Raw genomic sequence first — 20020 nt, 5'->3', positions numbered from 1 at the left:
GGGGCCTCAGGTCGTATACCCCCGGTCGGAGCACGCACGAACGGGCCGGCCCGCACGGCCCGCCACGGGGGGCGCCCGGCGGTGCGGAGCCGGCCGTCCGCCACCGTGGGCCATCTCATGTGCCGAGACGGGAATGCCGGTCGGTGACCACGTGGTTGGCACACTGGTGGTGATGTGTGCCCGGACGGGGCAGCGGACCGGCGCGCCGTGAACTGCGGTGCGGCGGAGCGGCGTGGGCGGTCGCGCACACACCGGACAGCAGGCAGCAGCCGAGCAGGCTGCGGAGACGGGCAGCACAGAGGAGGCTTCAGCCAGGTGATCCAGCACTCCGTCCGTTCGATGCGCCGTGCCCAGCCGGCCCCGCCCGCGCGAGGCCGGCTCCAGTCGCTGGTCACGGGCGGCCGCCGCCGCCCGCGCCGGATCGCCATGCTCAGCGTGCACACCTCCCCGCTGCACCAGCCGGGCACCGGCGACGCCGGCGGCATGAACGTGTACATCGTGGAGCTGGCGAAGCGGCTGGCCGCGCTGGACATCGAGGTGGAGGTCTTCACCCGGGCGATCTGCTCGGACGACGCGCCCACCGTCGAGCTGGCCCCGGGCGTCCTGGTGCGGCACGTCACCGCCGGCCCGTACGAGGGGCTGGTCAAAGAGGACCTGCCGGCCCAGCTCTGCGCCTTCACCCACGGGGTGCTCCGCACCGAGGCCGGGCACCGCCCCGGCCACTACGACCTGGTGCACTCGCACTACTGGCTCTCCGGCCAGGTCGGCTGGCTGGCCGCCCAGCGCTGGGGCGTGCCGCTGGTGCACACCATGCACACCATGGCGAAGGTGAAGAACGCCGCGCTGGCCGAGGGCGACACCCCCGAGCCGGCCGCCCGGGTGATCGGCGAGACGCAGGTGGTCGAGGCCGCCGACCGGCTGATCGCCAACACCACCGAGGAGGCCGCCGAGCTGGCCCTGCACTACGCGGCCCGCCCGGACCAGCTGGCCGTCGTGCACCCGGGCGTCAACCTGGACGTCTTCCGCCCGGGCGGCTCGGAGGCCCGCGCGGGCGCCCGGGCCCGGCTCGGCCTGCCGCAGGACGCCGCGGTGCTGCTGTTCGCCGGCCGGATACAGCCGCTGAAGGCGCCGGACGTGCTGCTCCGCGCGGTCGCGGCGCTGCTGGAGCGGCGGCCGGAGCTGCGCGAGCGGCTGGTGGTCCCGGTGGTCGGCGGCCCGTCCGGCACCGGGCTGGCCAAGCCGGAGAGCCTGCACAAGCTCGCCGCCCAGCTGGGCATCTGCGACGTGGTCCGGTTCCACCCGCCGGTCGGCCAGGCCGTGCTCGCCGACTGGTACCGCGCGGCGACGGCGCTGGTGATGCCCTCGTACAGCGAGTCCTTCGGGCTGGTCGCGTTGGAGGCGCAGGCCTGTGGCACGCCGGTGGTGGCGGCCGCGGTCGGCGGCCTGCCGGTCGCGGTCCGTGACGGCGTAACCGGCACCCTGGTCCGCGGGCACGACCCGCAGGCCTGGTCGCACGCGCTGGAGCCGTACGCGACCGACCCGGCCCTGCTCGCCCGGCAGGGGGCGGCCGCCGCCCGGCACGCCGCCGGGTTCGGCTGGGACACCGCGGCGGCGACCACCGCCGAGGTGTACGCCGGCAGCCTCGCACGCCCGGCCGGCCGCCTGGCCGGCGCCCGCCGGCTGCTCGCCTGACCGGGCACCGGCCGCGCGCCGCGGCCGGTGAGGTGCTGCGCGCCGCCCGTACCGCCGAGTAACGTCACCCCCATGGCAATCCGCACCAAGGACGAGGCCCTCTCCCTCCTGCGCGCCGCCCTGGACGACGCCGGGGTGGCCTGGGAGCCGGCCACCACCGACCCGTACACGCTGGTGGCGACCCTCCCGGGCACCCGGAAGCTGAACACCACCTGCGCGTTCCGGGCCGGCGACCACACCCTCTCGGTGAACGCCTTCGTGATCCGTCGCCCGGACGAGAATCACGAGGCGGTCTACCGCTGGCTGCTGGAGCGCAACACCCGGCTGTACGGCGTCGCCTACGCGATCGACGCGCTCGGTGACGTCTACCTGGCCGGCCGGCTGCCGCTGGAGGCGCTCACCCCCGACGCCGTCGACCGGCTGCTCGGGGCGGTGCTGGACAACGCCGACGAGCCGTTCAACACCCTGCTGGAGCTGGGCTTCGCCTCCGCGATCCGGCGCGAGTGGGAGTGGCGGACCAAGCGCGGGGAGTCCACCCGCAACCTGGCCGCCTTCGCCCACCTGGCCGGCCCGTCGGCCGGAGCGCCTGCCGAGGCACCCGCCGCCGAGTGACCCCCGGTGTCAGGAGCCCGCCGGGGCCGGTTCGGTCACGGCGGGTTCCTGACCCGGCTCCACCGGGGCGGCGGCCGTCGCCGCCCCCGCCCGCCGCCCGAGCAGCACGTACCCGGCCGCCGCGACCGTGCCGCAGACCGCGCAGGCCCCCCACATCGCCGCACCGCCGGCCCGCTCCAGCAGCACGCCGCCGACCGCGGGCCCGAGGAACGAGGCGAGCGACCAGGAGAGCGAGTAGACGCCCTGGTACCGGCCGCGGGCGTGGGTCGGCGACAGCTCGGCGACCAGGCCCATCATGGTCGGCGCGTTCAGGATCTCGCCGATCGTCCAGACCGCCACGGTGAAGGCGTAGAACCAGGCGGACGACCCGGCGAGCGCGGTCAGCCCGAAGCCCCAGCCGATGAACAGCGCGCTGGCGACCAGCAGCGCCGTCCGGTTGCGGCCCTCCATCCACCGGGTGAGCGGGATCTGCAGGACCACGATGAGCAGCCCGTTGAGCCCGATCACCAGCCCGTACTGGGTGGAGGTGATGCCGGCCCGGCCCATGTCCACGGCCAGCGTGGTGCTGCCCTGCTGGGCGACCAGGGCGAGCAGCACGTTGAGTGTCACCACCGCCATGAACCGGGTGTCGCGGAACACCGTGCCGAGACCGGCCGCCGGCTCGTCCGCCCGCGCGGCCGGGGTGTCCGGCCGGGTCTCCGGGATCCGGACGAAGATCACCACCGCGCAGACCAGCGTGGAGAGCGCGTCCAGCACGAACAGCGTGAGGTAGCCGTGCGAGGCGATCAGGCCGGCGACGGCAGCCGAGAGGCCGAAGCCGATGTTGATCGCCCAGTAGTTCAGCGCGTAGGCGCGGACCCGGTCCGCGGCCGGCACGATGTCCGCGATGATCGCCGAGACGGCCGGGCGGCTCGCGCTGTTGCAGAGGCCGACCAGGAAGGCGACCACCGCGATCGCCACCTGCCCGTCGGTGAAGCCCAGCACCGCCGTGAACAGCGCGGTGCCGAGCTGCGCGGCGACCAGCGTCGGCCGCCGCCCGATCCGGTCGGTCAGCACTCCGCCGGCGACCGCTGCGATCGCCGAGCCGAGGCCGAACAGCGACGCGACCAGGCCCGCGTACGACGCCGAGTACCCGCGGTCGGTCGTGAGGTAGAGCGCGAGGAAGGTGACGACGAACCCGCCGAGCCGGTTGATCAAGGTCGACGTCCAGAGCCACCAGAACTGCCGGGGAAGTCCGCCCACCGCCTCGCTCGTGGCTTTTCGGATCCGGGCGGAGGCGGGCAGAACGGACGGATCGGGCACGTGGGGGCTCCCTGGGCGGCGGACGTTCCGCTGAGCGGTACCGGCGGGACCGTACAGCGAGTAGGTAAGTGGCACAAGCGCTGAGCGCACGTTACACCCGGGGCTGAGGTCCCGACCAGGGGTTTTTCCGCCTCCCGTAAGCTGGGGCCCATGGCTGACACGACGTACCGACTCATCCTCCTCCGCCACGGCGAGAGCCAGTGGAACCAGAAGAACCTGTTCACCGGTTGGGTCGACGTCGACCTCAACGAGAAGGGCGAGAAGGAGGCCGCGCGCGGTGGCGAACTCCTCGCCGCCGAGGGCTTCTTCCCCGACGTGGTCCACACCTCGCTGCTGCGCCGCGCGATCCGCACCTCGCAGATCGCCCTGGACAAGGCCGACCGCCACTGGATCCCGGTCAGCCGCAGCTGGCGCCTGAACGAGCGCCACTACGGCGCCCTCCAGGGCAAGGACAAGGCCCAGACCCTGGCCGAGTTCGGCGAGGACCAGTTCCAGCTGTGGCGCCGGTCGTACGACACCCCGCCGCCGGTCCTGGCCGACGACGCCGAGTACTCGCAGGCCGGTGACGCCCGCTACGCCGACATCCCGAGCGAGCTGCGCCCGCGCACCGAGTGCCTGAAGGACGTCGTCGAGCGGATGCTCCCGTACTGGTACGACGCCATCGTCCCGGACCTCGCCGCCGGCAAGACCGTCCTGGTCACCGCCCACGGCAACAGCCTGCGCGCGCTGGTCAAGCACCTCGACGGCATCTCGGACGAGGACATCGCCGGCCTCAACATCCCGACCGGCATCCCGCTGGTCTACGAGCTGGACGCCGACTTCAAGCCGGTCGCCAAGGGCGGCCGCTACCTCGACGCGGAGGCCGCCGCCGCCGCCATCGAGGCGGTCAAGAACCAGGGCAAGAAGTAAGCCACTTGCCGCCGAGGCCCCGCTCCCCGAATCGGGGGGCGGGGCCTTAGTCGTTCAACTCCGTTGTGGTGAGGGGTGGTTCGTGACCTTCCCGTACAGCGGCGTCCAGGTGCCGGGCACGGTCGGCCACACCGCGGCCCTTCCCGGCGGCCGCACCGGGCACCAGGTGGTCGTCGCGGTCCGGGAGATCGCGGACACCGGCAACGCCTTCCACTCCTGCACCGACGTCCGCTTCTGAGCCGGACAGGCCGAGGTGCACGACCGTCTCCCACGGCGGCCGTGCACCACGGAGCTCCGTCGGGCGCCGCTCAGTGCCCGCAGCAGCCGCCGCTGGCGCCGCCGCACTGGCAGGGGGCGCCGGACTGGCAGCCACAGCCGCAGCCCGGGCCGCAGCCGCAGCCGGCCGCGAGGACGGGCAGCAGCTTCGGGGCGGGCGGCTCGACGGTGTCGCGTGCCGGTTCCGGTCGAGTCGGGGTTGCCTTCATCGCGCTGGACCCTCCTTTGACGGGCACACTTCGGTGCCTACGGCATCGAGTGAAACCGCCGATCGGAGGGAGCGTCAACGGGCGCGCGGTGGTGGGGGCCCCGGCAGGCCGTGCGCCCCCACCACTCCCGCCCAAGGTTTACTCACCCGCCGGAGTGAGGGCGGGGCAGCGGGCGGGAGGGCCGCCGGCTCACTCCCCGACGGCCTCCGCCGCCTCGGTGGCCGCCACGAACTCCGCGACGTGCTCACCGGTCACCAGGTACACGACGCGCTTGGCCACCGAGACCGCGTGGTCGGCGAAGCGCTCGTAGTAGCGGCCGACCAGGGTGACGTCCACGGCCGTCTCGATGCCGTGGTGCCAGCGGTCGTCGATCAGGTGCGCGAACAGGTCGCGGTGCAGCGCGTCGATCGCGTCGTCGTCCTGCTCCAGCTCCAGCGCCTTGTCGACGTCCTTGGTGGCGATCACCAGCGCCGCCTTGGCCACCAGCCGCTGGGCGAGCTGGCCCATCTCCAGGACGGTCGCGTGCAGGTCGCGCGGGACGGCCGACTCGGGGTAGCGCAGCCGCGCGACCTTGGCGACGTGCCGGGCGAGGTCGCCGCAGCGCTCCAGGTCGGCGCTCATCCGCAGCGAGGTGACGACGATGCGCAGATCGGTGGCGACCGGCTGCTGGCGGGCGAGCAGGTCGATCGCCCGGTTCTCCAGGTCGTGGTGGAGGTCGTTGATCTTCTCGTCGGAGGCGATCACGCTCTCCGCCAGCGCCAGGTCCGCGTCGAGGAGCGCGGTGGTGGCCCGGCCCAGCGCCGAGCCGGCCAGCCGGGCCATCTCGATCAGGCTGTCGCCGATCGAGTCGAGTTCCTCGTGGTACGCGTCGCGCATGCTCTCTCCTCAGTAGCTGTGTCGGTGGCGGTGCCGACCGGTCATCCCGTACGACCGTCGGTACGGCGTCCGGGCGACCGCTGCTGGTGGCGCGAATGGTACGCGCGCACCGGAGCGGCGGACGGGTGTTCGGTCCGCCACCCACTCCCACACGGGCTGCACGGCCCACTCTCGGCCGTCCGGGCGACCATGCACGGCCGGTGCGGTGAACCGGCAGCCACGTGCAGGTGAATTCTCGGCAACGCGCGGCCGATCCCTTGATCTGACCCTTGGGGAGCGCCCGCGCCGTGCGCTTAGGCTTTCGGTATGGACGTGAACGTGGCCGCCGCCGCTGCCTGCGCCATAGCCGGGCTCGGCGTCGGCCTCACGGCCTCCATCGCCTTCCGTTGGAGCGAGCGCGAACAGGCCAGGGGCAGGCACAGCGGCACCAACGGCAGGAACCGGCAGCAGGCGCTCGGCGCCGCCGCCCAGGAACCCCCGCTGCCCCCGGGGGTCGACACCGTACTCTCCGTGCTCCGCTCCTGCGCGATCGTGCTCGGCGACGGCGACGAGGTGGTCAAGGCCAGCTCCGCCGCGTACGCGATGGGCCTGGTCCGCGGCGGCGCGGTCGCCGTCGACCAGCTGCTCTCGCTGGCCCGCAAGACGCGCCGGGACGGCGAGATCCGTCAGATCGAGCTGGAGCTGCCCCGGCCGGGCGCGGCGCGCGCCGCCGAGCCGCTCGCGGTCTCGGTCCGGGTCGCCCCGCTGGGCTCCCGGCTGGTCCTCGTCCTGGTCGAGGACCAGACCGAGCGCCGCCGGGTCGAGGCGGTCCGCCGCGACTTCGTGGCCAACGTCAGCCACGAGCTCAAGACCCCGGTCGGCGCGCTCTCGCTGCTCTCCGAGGCGGTCGCCGACGCGGCCGACGACCCGGAGGCCGTGCAGCGCTTCGCCGGCCGGATGCAGATCGAGGCGACCAGGCTGGCCAGCCTGGTGCAGGAGATCATCGACCTCTCCCGGGTCCAGGACGACCGGCTGATGACCGACCCGGAGCCGGTGGCGGTGGACGAGCTGATCGCCGAGGCGATCGACCGCTGCCGCCAGCAGGCCGCCGCCAAGCAGATCCTGATCGCGGCCGGCGGCATCGCCGGCCTCTACCTGCACGGCAACCGCGGCCAGCTCGCCGCCGCCCTCGGCAACCTGGTCGAGAACGCCGTCAACTACAGTCCGCCGCGTACCCGGGTGGCGATCGCCACCCGCCGGATCTCCAGCGCCGCCGCCCTCGGCGAGGCGGACGGCGAACTGATCGAGATCTCGGTCACCGACCAGGGCATCGGCATCTCCGAGAAGGACCGCGAGCGGGTCTTCGAACGCTTCTACCGCGTCGACCCGGCCCGCTCCCGGATGACCGGCGGCACCGGCCTCGGCCTCTCCATCGTCAAGCACGTGGCCGCCTCGCACGGCGGCACCGTCTCGGTGTGGAGCGTCGAGGGCCAGGGCTCCACCTTCACCCTGCGCCTGCCCGCCGGGCAGGCCCCCGCGGACCACACGCTCCCCGCCGGGGAGTCCGCACACCCCCTGTCAGAACCAACCCCGCTGCTTTCCCCGGAGGCCTGATCGTGACCCGAGTACTGGTGGTCGAGGACGAGGAGTCGTTCAGCGACGCCCTCTCGTACATGCTCCGCAAGGAGGGCTTCGAGGTGGCCATCGCCGCCACCGGCCCCGACGCGCTGGAGCAGTTCGAACGCAACGGCGCCGACCTCGTCCTGCTCGACCTGATGCTGCCCGGCCTGCCGGGCACCGAGGTCTGCCGTCAGCTGCGGGTGCGCTCCAACGTCCCGGTGATCATGGTCACCGCCAAGGACAGCGAGATCGACAAGGTCGTCGGCCTGGAGATAGGTGCGGACGACTACGTCACCAAGCCGTACTCCACCCGCGAGCTGGTCGCCCGGATCCGCGCGGTGCTGCGTCGGCGCGGCGAGGCCGAGGGCCCGGGCGAGAACGGCGGCCCGGGCGCGCTGGAGGCGGGGCCGGTCCGGATGGACGTCGACCGGCACGTGGTCACGGTGGACGGCGCCAAGGTCGACCTGCCGCTGAAGGAGTTCGACCTGCTGGAGATGCTGCTCCGCAACGCGGGCCGGGTGCTCACCCGGATGCAGCTGATCGACCGGGTCTGGGGCGCGGACTACGTCGGCGACACCAAGACCCTGGACGTCCACGTGAAGCGCCTGCGGGCGAAGATCGAGCCGGACCCGGGCGCGCCGCGCTACCTGGTCACGGTCCGCGGCCTCGGCTACAAGTTCGAGCCGTAAACACGGGAGGCCCGCGCTGATCGCGCCGCCTGGCCCCGCGTCGCCCGACGCGGGCCCGGCCGAAGGCCCCCTCCGGGCAGTCGCCGGAGGGGGCCTTCGGTGCGTCGTGCGGCCGCGGGTCAGTGGGTCCCGGCGGACGGCGAGGCGGCGCCGGCCGGGGTGGCCGCGCCGGCCGGGGTGGCCGCACCGGTGGCGGCGGAGCCCGGAGCGGTGGCCGCACCCGCGGCGGGGGCCGTGGCGGTGGCGGCGGCGCCCGTCGTGGCGGCGGACGGCGAGCCGGCGGCCTTGGTCGGCACGGCGACCGGGGTGGGGGTCGGGCCGAAGCCCTTGTAGATGCTCTTGTTCGGGTAGACCGAGGCCTCGGTCTCGGTCTTCTCGCCGCTCTTGAACGTGAACGAGGTGGGCGCGAAGCCGCCGACGACCACGCTGGTGGAGGCGACCCGGGCGGACGGGTTGCCGTCGCCGCCGAGCAGTACCGAGCCGCCGGCCGGCACGACGATGCCGGCCACCGGCGCGCCCTTGTCGTCCGCGAAGGTGGCGGAATCGGTACCCACGCTGACGGACTGCAGCTCGACCGGCGTGTTGCCGGAGTTGCTGATGTTCACCGTCACGTTGACGGGGCCGGTGTGCTCACCGGAGGGCTCGTCCCCGGTGACGACGGCGATGTTGTTCAGGCGGATGCTGGGGCCGACGGTCGCCTGGGCGTTGTCGGGCTTGATCTCCAGGGTGTCCGGCGAGTTGCCGGCCGCACAGGACGACAGCGAGGCAATGGCGACGGCGGCGATGGCGGCGATGCTGCCGACTCGAAGGCTGCGGCTCACGGCGGCGGCTTCTCCTAGGTCACGTGGCGGTTGGTCAGGTCTCAGATTATCGACCTCGCTTATGCGCTCCTCACGGGGTGGTCCCCGTGTCGCCCGCCCGGGCCGCGCCGGGCGCCCGTACGGCCGCACGTCGTCGTGTTCCGGTCAACTTTAGACCAAGATCGGATCACGATCGGGAAACGGCCCGATAAACGGTGAAAACTCAAGATCCAATCACGGTTTCAGGAGTGTTGCCGCAGGTTTCGGTGAGCGCCGGAACCGCCTCCGACCTGCGGGAAGCCCCTGTCGAACATCGGTCGCAGCACGTCATGGGGGTCCTTGTCAAGCCCCGAGACCTGCCCTGACCTGCGAAAACGCCCTTCGGGTGCGCCGAAAAGCGTGTTATTCTGGAAAGCCACGGAAGGGGTCCTGTCACATGACGTTCAAGGTTGGCGACACGGTGGTCTACCCCCATCACGGGGCCGCGCTGATCGAGGCCATCGAAATTCGCCAGATCAAAGGTGTGGACAAGACCTACCTGGTGCTCAAGGTGCAGCAGGGAGACCTGACGCTCCGCGTGCCCGCCGAGAACGCGGAGTTCGTCGGCGTGCGCGATGTAGTCGGCCAGGAGGGTCTGGACCGGGTCTTCGAGGTGCTGCGCGCACCGTACACCGAAGAACCTACCAACTGGTCCCGTCGCTACAAGGCGAACCTGGAGAAGCTCGCCTCGGGTGACGTTATCAAGGTCGCCGAGGTTGTGCGCGACCTCTGGCGTCGCGAGCGCGAGCGCGGCCTGTCGGCCGGCGAGAAGCGCATGCTCGCCAAGGCACGCCAGATCCTCGTCAGCGAGCTCGCGCTGGCGGAGAACACCAACGAGGACAAGGCGGAGACGCTGCTCGACGAGGTGCTCGCCTCGTAGTGCGGCCGGGCTTCCGCCCACCGCTCACAGCGCCCGGTGCCGACGCGCCGCTTCCCGGACGAACCGTCCGGAAGTGGTGCCGTGGCACTTCGGGCGCTGAGGCGTGTCCGGACGGCGCCACCTCGCGACGACGCCGCCCCGCCCGGGCGCTCCGCGGCCCGCCGTCCGCGTCCGACCTGTCTTCGGGACGGGCCGCATGACCGTTTCCGCCTGTACTGCTCTACGTGTACCGCGTCCGCCGGGGCGGCGGGGCGGTGCCGTGGTGCGCGTGCTGGGGGCGCCGGACCGTGGTGCTTTCGGAAGGGGTCCGTACGCTCGTCGTGCACGGGGTCGTCGCGCACGCCATGGCCATACCCACTTCGCCGAAGGAGTGAAACCTGAACGCCACAGCAGCAGTCGCAGCAGCAGTGGTGCCCGCCGCCGGACGCGGCGAGCGGCTGGGGCCCGGAGCCCCCAAGGCCCTGCGGGAACTGGGCGGGGTGCCGCTCCTGGTGCACGCCGTCCGGGCGCTCGCCCGCAGCCGGGCGGTCGGCCTGGTCGTGGTCGCCGCGCCCGCCGACGGGGTCGCCGAGGTGGTCGGCCTGCTCGACAGCCACGGGCTGGACGGCAAGGACGTCCGGGTGGTGGCCGGCGGGGCGACCCGCCAGGAGTCGGTCCGGCTCGGCCTGGCCGCCATCCCGGCCGAGGTGGAGATCGTGCTGGTGCACGACGCCGCCCGGCCGCTCGTCCCGGTGGAGGTGGTGGACGCCGTCGCGGCCGCCGTCCGGGCCGGGGCCGAGGCCGTGGTGCCCGCCGTTCCGCTGGCCGACACCGTCAAGCGGGTCGAGCCGAACCCGGGCGCGCCCGAGCCGGTGCTCGACACGCCCGACCGGGCCACCCTGCGGGCCGTCCAGACGCCGCAGGGCTTCCGCCGCGGGACGCTGGCCGAGGTGCACGCCAAGGCGCTGACCGAGGAGGCCGGGGGCGGCCTGCCGCCGGTCACCGACGACGCCGGCCTGGTCGAGCGCTTCGGCGGCCGGGTGGTGGTGGTGCCCGGTCACGAGGAGGCGTTCAAGGTCACCCGTCCGCTGGACCTCGTGCTCGCCGAGGCCGTACTCGCCCGCCGGAGGGCCTCCGATGCCTACTGACCCGTCCGCACCGCTGCTGCCCCGGGTGGGCATCGGCACCGACGTGCACGCCTTCGAGGCCGGCCGGCCGCTCTGGGTGGCCGGCCTGGAGTGGCCGGGCGCCGAGTACGGCCTGGCCGGGCACTCGGACGCCGACGTGGCCGCGCACGCCTCCTGCGACGCGCTGTTCTCGGCCGCCGGGATCGGCGACCTGGGCGCGCACTTCGGCACCGACCGGCCGGAGTGGTCCGGCGCGTCCGGGGTCACGCTGCTCGGGGAGGCGGCCCGGCTGGTGCGCGAGGCCGGCTTCGAGATCGGCAACGTCTCGGTCCAGGTGATCGGCGTCCGGCCGAAGATCGGCAAGCGCCGGGAGGAGGCCCAGGCCGCGCTCTCGGCGGCGGTCGGCGCGCCGGTCTCGGTCTCCGGCACCACCACCGACGGCCTCGGCCTCACCGGCCGCGCCGAGGGGCTGGCGGCGATCGCCACCGCCCTGGTGTACGAGCGGCGCTGAAGGCGCCGGCTGCCGGGCCGGCGAGCCGGGCGCCGGGGGAGCGGGACCCGGGAGCAGGGCCCGGCGGCGGCGCCGGGGGGAGCCGGCCCGGGCGGCCTGGGGGCCGTTCCGGGAATAACCGGGTGTTGACGGGTGTTCAGGAAGGTTTGTCGGGCCGGGAGTCGCTACCGTACGGAGCGGGCCCGGCAGGCCCCACCGATGCCGCTTGACGAGAAGAGGTCCTCGATGGCCGACCATCTCTCCGACCGGGCCAAGGCCCTGATCGACGGCAAGAGTTTCGCCGTGGTCTCCACCATCCAGCCCGACGGCAGTCCGCAGTCCTCCGTGGTCTGGGTGAAGCGGGACGGCGAGGACGTCCTGTTCTCCACCGTGGAGGGCCGCCGCAAGCACCTCAACCTGGTGAAGGACCCGCGGATCTCCCTGGTGGTCAACCCGCCGGAGAGCCCGTACGAGTACGCGGAGGTGCGCGGCCTGGTCACCATGACCCGGGAGGGCGGCCGGGAGCTGATCGACGAGCTGGCGCACAAGTACCGCGGCGAGGAGGTCTACCGCTTCGACGGGCCGGAGGACGTGCGGGTGGTCGTCCGGATCACCCCGCGCAAGGTGGTCGGCAACCTCTGACCTGCCCGTCCGGCGGTCCGCGGCCCCTCCCGGGTGGTCCGCGGCGGGGGGCGCCACCGGCGGGGTGCCGTGCGAAAACGGACCGGCCGCGGTATTGACATTCGCGAATGTCGCAGGGCACCCCCTGGTGCCCACTACGCTTGACGCTGTGAGCATTCGCCTGTACGACACCAGCACCCGCCAGGTACGCGACTTCGTCCCGCTTGTACCGGGTTGTGTCTCGATCTACCTGTGCGGCGCTACTGTCCAGTCGGCGCCTCACATCGGGCACATCCGGTCCGGCCTCAACTTCGACATCATGCAGCGGTGGTTCGCCTACCGCGGCTACCAGGTGACGTTCGCGCGCAACGTCACCGACATCGACGACAAGGTCATCGCCAAGGAGCGCCAGCTGGGCACGCCCTGGTGGCAGATCGCCTACGAGAACGAGCGCGCGTTCAACGAGGGCTACAACGCCCTCGGCTGCCTGCCGCCGACCGTCGAGCCGCGGGCCACCGGGCACATCCCCGAGATGGTCGAGATGATGCAGACGCTCATCGCCAAGGGGCACGCCTACGCGGCCGACGGCAACGTCTACTTCGACGTGAAGTCGTACCCCGAGTACCTGGCGCTCTCCAACCAGAAGCTGGCGGACCTGCGCCAGCCCGAGGGCGAGGGCGAGACCGGCAAGCGGGACCCGCGCGACTTCGCGATGTGGAAGGCCGCCAAGCCGGGCGAGCCGAGCTGGGACACCCCGTGGGGCCGCGGCCGCCCGGGCTGGCACCTGGAGTGCTCGGCGATGGCCCACAAGTACCTCGGCGCGGCCTTCGACGTCCACGGAGGCGGGCTGGACCTGATCTTCCCGCACCACGAGAACGAGATCGCCCAGTCCAAGGCCTACGGCGACGACTTCGCGAACTTCTGGGTGCACAACGCCTGGGTCACCATGGCCGGCGAGAAGATGAGCAAGTCGCTGGGCAACTCGGTGCTGGTCTCCGAGATGGTCCGGCGCTGGCGTCCGATCGTGCTCCGCTACTACCTGGCGGCCCCGCACTACCGCTCGATGATCGAGTACAGCGAGGAGTCGCTGCGCGAGGCCGAGGCCGGCTTCGGCCGGATCGAGGGCTTCGTCCAGCGCGCCGTGGAGCGCTGCGGCGTGGTCGACGCCGCGCCCGAGGTGCCGCCGGCCTTCGCCGAGGCGATGGACGACGACCTGGGCGTCCCGCAGGCGCTGGCCATCGTGCACACCGCCGTCCGCCAGGGCAACAGCGCCCTGACCGCGGACGACAAGGAGAACGCGGTGGCGCGTCTGGCCGAGGTCCGTGCGATGCTCGGAGTGCTGGGTCTCGACCCGCTCGACCCGCAGTGGGCCGGGGCGGAGCGCGGCGAGGACCTGCACGGCGTGGTCGACTCGCTGGTCCGGCTGGTCCTGGAGCAGCGGCAGGCGGCCCGGGCCCGCAAGGACTTCGCCACCGCGGACGCCATCCGCGACCAGCTCGGCGTGGCCGGGCTGGCCATCGAGGACACCCCGTCCGGCCCGCGCTGGACGATTAACAAGTAGCCCTTCGGGGTGAGGGTGGGCCGTACCGGACCGGTGCGGCCCTCCCGCATGACGTAGCGCATGCCGTCGGCCGGCGCCGGTTCCCACCGGGCCGCCGGGCATGCCGGACAGACAGGAAGTACAGCCATGGCCGGCAACAGCCAGCGCAGGAACCGCCGCAACCCCGGATCGAAGAAGGGCGCGTCTGTCGGTACCGGCGGGCACAGCCGGAAGGCGCTCCAGGGCAAGGGCCCGACGCCGCCCGGCGAGGAGCGCAAGGGTCACCCGAAGCAGCGGGCCGCCAACGCCGCGATCAAACGCGAGCGTGACGCCAAGGCCCGGGCCGGCATGCGCCGGGCCGGTGCCGGCGGGCGCGGCGGGCGCGGCGGTGCGGGCTCCGCCGAGCTGGTCTTCGGCCGCAACTCCGTGGTCGAGGCGCTGCAGGGCGACGTGCCGGCCAACGCGCTGTACGTCCAGCAGTTCATCGACACCGACGACCGCGTGCGGGACGCCTTCCAGGCCGCCAACGACCGCGGCATCCCGCTGATGGAGGCGCCGCGCGCGCAGCTGGACCAGATGACCGGCGGGATGAACCACCAGGGCCTGGTGCTGCAGGTCCCGCCGTACGAGTACGCGCACCCCGAGGACCTGCTGGACGAGGCCGCCGACTCCGGCCGGGACGCGCTGATCGTGGCGCTGGACGGCGTCACCGACTCGCGCAACCTGGGCGCCGTGGTCCGCTCCGCGGCCGCCTTCGGCGCGCACGGCGTGGTCATCCCGGAGCGTCGGGCGGCCGGCATGACCGCCGGCGCCTGGAAGACCTCCTCCGGTGCGGCGGCGCGGCTGCCCGTCGCCCGCGCCACCAACCTGACCCGGGCGCTGGAGGCGTACCAGAAGGCCGGCCTGACGGTGGTCGGCCTGGCCGCCGACGGCGAGGCCGAGATCGGCGACCTCGAGGCGCTGACCGGCCCCGTGGTGATCGTCGCGGGCAGCGAGGGCAAGGGCCTGTCCCGGCTGGTCTCGGAGACCTGCGACCTCCGGGTGCGGATCCCGATGTCGGGCCTCACCGAGTCGCTGAACGCCGGTGTCGCGGCGAGCGTCGTGCTGTACGAGGCCGCGCGCCTGCGGGCCAAGGTCGGCTGACCGACCCCCCGCCCCCGCAGACGGGCGGCCGGCGGCGCAGGCGTTCTCCGGAATTCCCCGCCGTCCGCCCGCAATCGGAGTGAAAGCGATCGGGCCCGACCGGGCCCGATCGCTTTTCTCATGATCACTTCAAGGACACTCCCGACCTCCACCCGGGAGAGTGTCCTAAGCGGGCGTCACCCGGTTAGACGGGTGTGGACACCAGAACACCTCGGCGCCCCGTCCTGGGCGGCGGCAGCACCGGGATAGACGCGGGCCCCGGCCTCGACACCGTCAAGGTGCCGTCGGACCCAGCGCGCCTCAGCAGCACCCAGGCGAGCTTCCGGCTCCGGCTCGGCGCCCCGGTGGCGCCGCTGATCGAGGCCCCGGCCGGACTGCTGTCCACCGGCGCCGCGTTCGGCGACCCGTACGCCACGCAGGGCCTGATCCGCCGTCCGCTGGTCACCCCGCAGGTCGTGGTGCCCGCCTCCGCCGTGCCGGCCTTCGCCGGAGCCGGAGGCGGCGGTGCACAGCGCCGCAAGGGCCGGGTCACCGCCGTCACCTGGAGCGGACAGGCGCCCCCCGGCGACCTCGCCGCCACCCGGCTGCTGGACGCCGTCCGGCTCACCGGCGTGCCGGCACCGGCCGGGGTCGGCGGGCGCGGCGCGGGTGTCGTCGGGAACGGTCTCGGCGGGAGCGGTGTCGGCTGGAACGGCTCTTTGCCCGAGGACGACACCCAGGTCATCCCGTCGTACGGGGGTGCCCGGACCGTCCCCCGCCAGCCGCGCGCGGGCGGTGGGACCGCCAGCGAGGCCGGCGTCGGACCGGTCGGCACGCCCCAGGGCTGGACGCCCAGCGGCGAACTGCCCGAGGTCTCCGCCGCGTCGGCCGAGGGCAGGCAGCCCTGGTACCCCGGCCGCCGGGTCGACCTCGGCCTGGTGCTGCTGCCGCTGCGCGCGGTGCTGGGCTCGCTCTCCGTCTACGCCGGGTTCAGCAAGCTCTGCGACCCGGTGTACTTCGACGGCGGCGAGCGCGGCTCGATGATGCGCTGGCTCTCCTCGCTGCACCCCTGGAGGGTCGCCGAACCGCTGCTGTCCTTCGCGATGGCGCACCCGGTGGGCTCCGGCCTGGTGGTGTCGTTCACCGAGATCGTGGTGGGCGTGCTGACCCTGCTCGGCCTCTGGCAGCGGCTCGCGGCCGGGGCGGCGATGCTGCTCTCCGCCGCACTGCTGTTCACGGTCAGCTGGCGGGCCGTGCCGGTCTACGACACGCCCGACCTGATCTTCCTCGCGGCGTGGAGCCCGCTGCTGATCGCCGGAGCGCCGTTCGCCTCGCTGGACGGGCGGCTCAACCTGGAGGCCTGGCGCCGGTACGGTGCGGGCGCGCCGGCGGCGCTGCGCCGGCGGGTGCTGCGGCGGGGCGCGGTGGTGACCGCGGTGGTGGTCGGCCTGACCCTGCTGCTCGGGTCGATGCTCGGCGCGGCGGTCCGCACCAGCAGCCGCCCGCACCCCGCACCGTCCCGGCCGGCCACCGACTACGGCACGCCGGTCTGGCCGAGCGGCGGGCCGTCGGTGGCCCCCGGCGGGCAGGGCTCGTCCACCTCGCCCTCGCCCGCCCCGTCCCGGCCCGCCTCGCCGGCGCCGAGCCCGTCCGCCCCGTCGTCCCCGGCGACGGCCCCGGGCTCGCCGAAGGCCGGGACGGCCACCCCGAGCGGGAAGGCGCGGTCGACCAAGCCGGAGAGCGGCGCGTCCCCGGCCCCCGCGGCGCCGTCGGCCGGGTCGCCGGCCGGCTCGTCCTCCGCGCAGCGCAGCACGCCGGCGCCGGGCGGTTCGGGGACGGCGCCCAGGCCGAGCCAGAGCAGCTCCGGCTCGGGGCTGTTGGGCGGGGTGCTGGGCAGCGGGCCGCTGGCCGAGCTGTCCGGCGGCGGCGCCCGGAGCTCGTGGCCGGGGTCGCCGACGTCGACCTGACGGTCCGCCGGGCCCGGGAGGGCGGGCAACGGCCGGGTGCTCCGTGGGGGAGCACCCGGCCGTTGTCGTTGCGGTTGTCGTTGCGGTTGCCGTGTTCGGGCGGGTGGGCGCGTGCAGGGGGCGTGCGGGCTACTGGGGCGTGCGGCCGGCTCCCGCGGCGAGCTCCTTGGCGGCCTCGGTGAGGTCCTTGGCGGTGTCGATGGCACGCCAGTAGACGCCCTGCGGCAGCTGGTAGCCGGCCAGCCGCTTGCCCCGGGCCAGCTGTGGGAAGGTGGTCCGCTCGTGGTCGCCGACGTCCGGCAGCAGCTCGGTGAACTCCGGGCTGAACACGTACAGGCCGGCGTTGATGAGGAACGGCGAGGGCGGGGCCTCGATGAAGTCCAGCACGTTGCCGAACTGGTCGGTCTCCACCGCGCCCCACGGGATCCGCGGCCGGGCCAGCGCGAGCGTCGCGACCGCGCCGCGCTCGTGGTGGAAGGCGGCCATGTCGCGCAGGCTGAACCTGGTCCAGATGTCGCCGTTGGTGGCGTACCAGGGCTCCTCCGGCCGGGGCAGCGCCCGCGCGGCGTACTTGAGCCCGCCGCCGCGTCCGAGCGGCTCGTCCTCGACCACCGTGCGGACCCGCAGCGGCAGGTCGGCGCTGTCGAGCCACTCCTCCAGGACGTCGGCCAGGTGACCGCAGGAGATCACCACGTCGGTGACGCCCTCGGACGCGAGCCAGGCCAGCTGGTGCCCGAGGATCGGTGTGCCCGTCCCCGGGATCTCGACCAGCGGCTTCGGGCGGTCGTCCGTGTAGGGCCGCAGCCGGGAGCCCTGGCCGCCCGCCAGGATGACGGCCTGGGAGACGACGGTCTGCTGGGGGGTGGCGGGCTGCGGCGCCGGCGGGGGCGTGGTGTCAGCGGTCATGGCTGCACAATAGGCGCGCGCCCGTGGGGGGCCGGTCAGGCCGCCGCGCCGCCAGACCGGGTGGGTGCCCGTCAGCCGGTCAGCCTGTCGGCCGGGCGTGCCCGTCAGTCGCTGGTGCCCGAGGCGAACGACCCGTCACAGACCGGGCGGGCGAAGGTGCGGGCCCGCTGGACGTCGCCCTGGTACTTCCGCACCGCGGCCTTGCCCAGCTCGGTTGCGAGCGAGGAGCAGTACGGCGTCAGGGCCGGCTGCTCGCGCATCGAGCGCTCCAGCAGGTCCAGCGCGGTGCCCGGGTTGTGCGCGCGCAGCTCGTCGAGCAGGGCGACGCGCAGGGCGTCCTGCGGCGCGAGTCCCTCCGGCGCCTTGCCGGCGGACGCCCGCCCGATGCCGGCGCCGTCCCCGCTGGACGCCGCCACCACCTGCTGGTCCAGGCCGGTCGGCGGGGCCCACGGCACCCTGGTCACGGCGAGGGTGCCGGTGGTCACCAGGACCACGGGCAGGGACAGGGCGATGGTCTGGCCGATTCGGCGAACTAGCTGCTTCACGCTCAGGAGCGTAGCGCTGGGTGCGGGCCGGATCGCCCTCCGTGACACCATCGGGTGACGCGCTGTCCCGGTTCGTCCCTTCACCGTGTTGACGCCGCCGGGCGGGCGGCACCGGCGGGGTTGACGACGCCGGGTTGACGACGCCGGGTTGACGGCGCGCCTGCCGATGGCGGAGCCCCGCCGGACCGTGCGGTCCGACGGGGCTCCGTCCTGCTGCTGTTCGTCCGTTCCCGGCGCTCGGGTGCTCAGGAGATCGGCTGCTCAGCCGCTCAGGCGGGCACCGGTGCTGGTCGAGAACACGTGGGTCTCGTCGGCGATCGGCACGACGTGGATGGTCTCGCCGCGGGCCGGGATCTGGCGGCCGTGCACGCGGACGACCACGTCCTTGTCCTCGCCGCCGATCTTGGTGGTGCCGTAGACGAAGCCGTCCGAACCGAGCTCCTCGACCACGTTGACGGTGACCGCGACGCCCTCGATGCCGCCGCTCGGGACGATCTGGAAGTGCTCCGGACGGATGCCGACGGTCACGGTCTTGTCGGTGCCGGCCCCGGCCAGGTCCTCGCGGGAGATGTTGACGACCGAGCCGCCGAACTTCACGCCGCCGTCCACCAGCGGCACCTCGACCAGGTTCATCGCCGGTGAGCCGATGAAGCCGGCCACGAAGAGGTTGGCGGGCTTGTCGTACATGTTGCGCGGGGTGTCGACCTGCTGCAGCACGCCGCCCTTGAGCACCGCGACCCGGTCGCCCATGGTGAGCGCCTCGGTCTGGTCGTGGGTGACGTACACCGTGGTGATGCCGAGACGGCGCTGCAGGCCCGCGATCTGGGTGCGGGTCGAGACGCGGAGCTTGGCGTCCAGGTTCGACAGCGGCTCGTCCATCAGGAAGACCTGCGGCTCGCGGACGATCGCGCGGCCCATCGCGACGCGCTGGCGCTGACCGCCGGAGAGCGCCTTCGGCTTGCGGTCCAGGTACTCGGTGAGGTCGAGGATCTTCGCGGCCTCTTCGACCTTGGTGCGGATCTCGGTCTTGTTGACGCCCGCGATCTTGAGCGCGAAGCCCATGTTCTCGGCGACGGTCATGTGCGGGTACAGCGCGTAGTTCTGGAACACCATGGCGATGTCCCGGTCCTTCGGCGGCAGGTGCGTGACGTCCCGGTCGCCGATCCGGATGGCGCCGCTGTTGACGTCCTCCAGGCCGGCCAGCATGCGGAGGCTGGTCGACTTGCCGCAACCCGAGGGGCCGACCAGGACGAGGAACTCGCCGTCCGCGATCTCCAGGTCCAGCGCGTCCACCGAGGGCTTGTCGGCCCCGGGGTAGACGCGGGTCGCCTGGTCGTACGTGACAGAAGCCATGGCTGTGCTCTCCTTCACCGGCAGGAACGTGCCGGACGATCCGAGTAAAGGGTGGATGTCGTGCGCATCGGCCCGCACACTGGTCTGAACCACTGCGCGAACCGACTCCTGGCGACGCTACCTGCGCCTGCGCCGCTTGTCAGCCCCCGGTCCGCCCGATTTCGGCATCGGTTCCATCACGCCCGCCCGCGCCCGCCCGCCCCTCCCATCCCCCGGATATGCCACCACCGCCCCACCCCCGCCCGGTAGACTGCCCCCGGTGCCGCCGTGACCTCGTCGCGGACGGCCACCGTTGCCTCCTTAGCTCAGCTGGCCAGAGCACCGCTCTTGTAAAGCGGGGGTCGTCGGTTCGAACCCGACAGGGGGCTCGTGTTGTGGGCGCCCCGGACCGGTGAGGTCCGGGGCGTTCTGCGTGTGCGGCCGCCGTGTCGAGTGCGGCGCTTCACCCTTCCCGGCCGTCGGCCCCGGGCTCCGTGCCCGGTATCGG

General features: G+C 73.5%; 20 protein-coding genes and 1 tRNA gene. 14 read left to right on the top strand and 7 right to left on the bottom strand.

The window, feature by feature from the left end:
- Window positions 1–315: 315 nt before the first annotated feature.
- Both mshA and ABZ885_RS20055 read left to right on the top strand, forming a co-directional pair.
- Window positions 316–1692, top strand: coding sequence for a D-inositol-3-phosphate glycosyltransferase (gene mshA / locus ABZ885_RS20060; RefSeq protein ID WP_360190050.1), 1377 nt, complete (start codon window positions 316–318; stop codon window positions 1690–1692).
- Window positions 1693–1764: 72 nt separating this feature from the next.
- Window positions 1765–2304: a YbjN domain-containing protein gene (locus tag ABZ885_RS20055; RefSeq protein ID WP_360190047.1), complete on the top strand. Its 540-nt coding sequence runs from the start codon at window positions 1765–1767 to the stop codon at window positions 2302–2304.
- 9 nt (window positions 2305–2313) lie between these two features.
- On the opposite strand, the gene ABZ885_RS20050 is transcribed toward ABZ885_RS20055, so the two are convergent.
- Window positions 2314–3606, bottom strand: a complete 1293-nt coding sequence (locus ABZ885_RS20050) for an MFS transporter (protein ID WP_360190044.1) — start codon at window positions 3604–3606, stop codon at window positions 2314–2316.
- A gap of 150 nt (window positions 3607–3756) precedes the next feature.
- Here ABZ885_RS20050 and ABZ885_RS20045 point away from each other — a divergent pair, with 150 nt between their 5' ends.
- Both ABZ885_RS20045 and ABZ885_RS20040 read left to right on the top strand, forming a co-directional pair.
- Window positions 3757–4515, top strand: coding sequence for a phosphoglyceromutase (locus tag ABZ885_RS20045; protein ID WP_360190041.1), 759 nt, complete (start codon window positions 3757–3759; stop codon window positions 4513–4515).
- An 82-nt stretch (window positions 4516–4597) separates the two neighbouring features.
- On the top strand, window positions 4598–4753 hold the full coding sequence (locus tag ABZ885_RS20040) for a lytic polysaccharide monooxygenase (protein WP_360190038.1): 156 nt from the start codon (window positions 4598–4600) through the stop codon (window positions 4751–4753).
- A 70-nt stretch (window positions 4754–4823) separates the two neighbouring features.
- Here ABZ885_RS20040 and ABZ885_RS20035 read toward each other — a convergent pair whose 3' ends face one another.
- A complete protein-coding gene (locus ABZ885_RS20035; protein WP_360190035.1) occupies window positions 4824–5000 on the bottom strand; it encodes a hypothetical protein in 177 nt (58 codons plus the stop codon).
- Window positions 5001–5189: 189 nt separating this feature from the next.
- Window positions 5190–5876 carry a phosphate signaling complex protein PhoU gene (gene phoU, locus ABZ885_RS20030; RefSeq protein ID WP_360190032.1) on the bottom strand — a complete coding sequence of 229 codons (687 nt, stop codon included), beginning with the start codon at window positions 5874–5876 and terminating at the stop codon, window positions 5190–5192.
- Between the two features lie 306 nt (window positions 5877–6182).
- Here phoU and ABZ885_RS20025 point away from each other — a divergent pair, with 306 nt between their 5' ends.
- Window positions 6183–7469: an ATP-binding protein gene (locus ABZ885_RS20025; RefSeq protein ID WP_360190029.1), complete on the top strand. Its 1287-nt coding sequence runs from the start codon at window positions 6183–6185 to the stop codon at window positions 7467–7469.
- A gap of 2 nt (window positions 7470–7471) precedes the next feature.
- Window positions 7472–8164 (top strand): response regulator transcription factor, encoded by a 693-nt coding sequence (locus tag ABZ885_RS20020; RefSeq protein ID WP_360190026.1) that lies wholly within the window; start codon window positions 7472–7474, stop codon window positions 8162–8164.
- A gap of 119 nt (window positions 8165–8283) precedes the next feature.
- Here the strand turns inward: ABZ885_RS20020 and ABZ885_RS20015 are convergent, their stop codons facing one another.
- The gene (locus ABZ885_RS20015; protein ID WP_360190023.1) at window positions 8284–8985 is read right to left on the bottom strand and encodes a DUF461 domain-containing protein; all 702 of its coding nucleotides are present in this window, start codon (window positions 8983–8985) and stop codon (window positions 8284–8286) included.
- A 415-nt stretch (window positions 8986–9400) separates the two neighbouring features.
- Between ABZ885_RS20015 and ABZ885_RS20010 the strand changes: the two genes are divergently transcribed.
- The 7 genes from ABZ885_RS20010 to ABZ885_RS19980 all read left to right on the top strand — a co-directional run bounded on the left by ABZ885_RS20010 (window position 9401) and on the right by ABZ885_RS19980 (window position 16729).
- Window positions 9401–9883: a CarD family transcriptional regulator gene (locus tag ABZ885_RS20010; RefSeq protein WP_030244332.1), complete on the top strand. Its 483-nt coding sequence runs from the start codon at window positions 9401–9403 to the stop codon at window positions 9881–9883.
- A gap of 377 nt (window positions 9884–10260) precedes the next feature.
- Window positions 10261–11010 (top strand): 2-C-methyl-D-erythritol 4-phosphate cytidylyltransferase, encoded by a 750-nt coding sequence (gene ispD / locus ABZ885_RS20005; protein ID WP_360190055.1) that lies wholly within the window; start codon window positions 10261–10263, stop codon window positions 11008–11010.
- Entirely contained in the window at window positions 11000–11500 is a 501-nt protein-coding gene (gene ispF / locus ABZ885_RS20000) for a 2-C-methyl-D-erythritol 2,4-cyclodiphosphate synthase (RefSeq protein ID WP_360190020.1), read from the top strand. Before ispD ends, ispF begins: the two co-directional genes overlap by 11 nt.
- Before the next feature lie 225 nt (window positions 11501–11725).
- Entirely contained in the window at window positions 11726–12121 is a 396-nt protein-coding gene (locus tag ABZ885_RS19995; protein WP_360190052.1) for a PPOX class F420-dependent oxidoreductase, read from the top strand.
- A 148-nt stretch (window positions 12122–12269) separates the two neighbouring features.
- Window positions 12270–13661 (top strand): cysteine--tRNA ligase, encoded by a 1392-nt coding sequence (gene cysS / locus ABZ885_RS19990; RefSeq protein ID WP_360190018.1) that lies wholly within the window; start codon window positions 12270–12272, stop codon window positions 13659–13661.
- 126 nt (window positions 13662–13787) lie between these two features.
- Window positions 13788–14783, top strand: a complete 996-nt coding sequence (gene rlmB, locus ABZ885_RS19985) for a 23S rRNA (guanosine(2251)-2'-O)-methyltransferase RlmB (RefSeq protein ID WP_360190015.1) — start codon at window positions 13788–13790, stop codon at window positions 14781–14783.
- 278 nt (window positions 14784–15061) lie between these two features.
- Window positions 15062–16729: a DoxX family membrane protein gene (locus ABZ885_RS19980; protein ID WP_360190012.1), complete on the top strand. Its 1668-nt coding sequence runs from the start codon at window positions 15062–15064 to the stop codon at window positions 16727–16729.
- Between the two features lie 129 nt (window positions 16730–16858).
- Here ABZ885_RS19980 and ABZ885_RS19975 read toward each other — a convergent pair whose 3' ends face one another.
- The 3 genes from ABZ885_RS19975 to ugpC form a co-directional block, all read right to left on the bottom strand.
- Entirely contained in the window at window positions 16859–17635 is a 777-nt protein-coding gene (locus ABZ885_RS19975) for a nucleotidyltransferase family protein (RefSeq protein ID WP_360190010.1), read from the bottom strand.
- Between the two features lie 104 nt (window positions 17636–17739).
- Window positions 17740–18180 (bottom strand): hypothetical protein, encoded by a 441-nt coding sequence (locus tag ABZ885_RS19970; protein WP_360190007.1) that lies wholly within the window; start codon window positions 18178–18180, stop codon window positions 17740–17742.
- A gap of 261 nt (window positions 18181–18441) precedes the next feature.
- Window positions 18442–19533, bottom strand: coding sequence for a sn-glycerol-3-phosphate ABC transporter ATP-binding protein UgpC (gene ugpC, locus ABZ885_RS19965; RefSeq protein ID WP_360190005.1), 1092 nt, complete (start codon window positions 19531–19533; stop codon window positions 18442–18444).
- Between the two features lie 294 nt (window positions 19534–19827).
- Here ugpC and ABZ885_RS19960 point away from each other — a divergent pair.
- A tRNA-Thr gene (locus tag ABZ885_RS19960) sits at window positions 19828–19901 on the top strand.
- The last annotated feature ends 119 nt before the right edge of the window (window positions 19902–20020 follow it).

The sequence above is a fragment of the Kitasatospora sp. NPDC047058 genome (assembly GCF_040643935.1).
In the GTDB taxonomy this organism is placed as follows: Bacteria; Actinomycetota; Actinomycetes; order Streptomycetales; family Streptomycetaceae; genus Kitasatospora.
This window is presented reverse-complemented; position numbering and strand designations above follow the sequence as displayed.

What these genes read in the sequence shown, in the direction of transcription:
- ABZ885_RS20055 (WP_360190047.1), top strand. Translation starts at nt 1,765, where the DNA reads ATGGCAATCCGCACCAAGGACGAGGCCCTCTCCCTCCTGCGCGCCGCC.
- ABZ885_RS20045 (WP_360190041.1), top strand. Translation starts at nt 3,757, where the DNA reads ATGGCTGACACGACGTACCGACTCATCCTCCTCCGCCACGGCGAGAGC.
- ABZ885_RS20035 (WP_360190035.1), bottom strand. Translation starts at nt 5,000, where the DNA reads ATGAAGGCAACCCCGACTCGACCGGAACCGGCACGCGACACCGTCGAG.
- phoU (WP_360190032.1), bottom strand. Translation starts at nt 5,876, where the DNA reads ATGCGCGACGCGTACCACGAGGAACTCGACTCGATCGGCGACAGCCTG.
- ABZ885_RS20025 (WP_360190029.1), top strand. Translation starts at nt 6,183, where the DNA reads ATGGACGTGAACGTGGCCGCCGCCGCTGCCTGCGCCATAGCCGGGCTC.
- ABZ885_RS20010 (WP_030244332.1), top strand. Translation starts at nt 9,401, where the DNA reads ATGACGTTCAAGGTTGGCGACACGGTGGTCTACCCCCATCACGGGGCC.
- ispF (WP_360190020.1), top strand. Translation starts at nt 11,000, where the DNA reads ATGCCTACTGACCCGTCCGCACCGCTGCTGCCCCGGGTGGGCATCGGC.
- ABZ885_RS19995 (WP_360190052.1), top strand. Translation starts at nt 11,726, where the DNA reads ATGGCCGACCATCTCTCCGACCGGGCCAAGGCCCTGATCGACGGCAAG.
- rlmB (WP_360190015.1), top strand. Translation starts at nt 13,788, where the DNA reads ATGGCCGGCAACAGCCAGCGCAGGAACCGCCGCAACCCCGGATCGAAG.
- ABZ885_RS19975 (WP_360190010.1), bottom strand. Translation starts at nt 17,635, where the DNA reads ATGACCGCTGACACCACGCCCCCGCCGGCGCCGCAGCCCGCCACCCCC.
- ugpC (WP_360190005.1), bottom strand. Translation starts at nt 19,533, where the DNA reads ATGGCTTCTGTCACGTACGACCAGGCGACCCGCGTCTACCCCGGGGCC.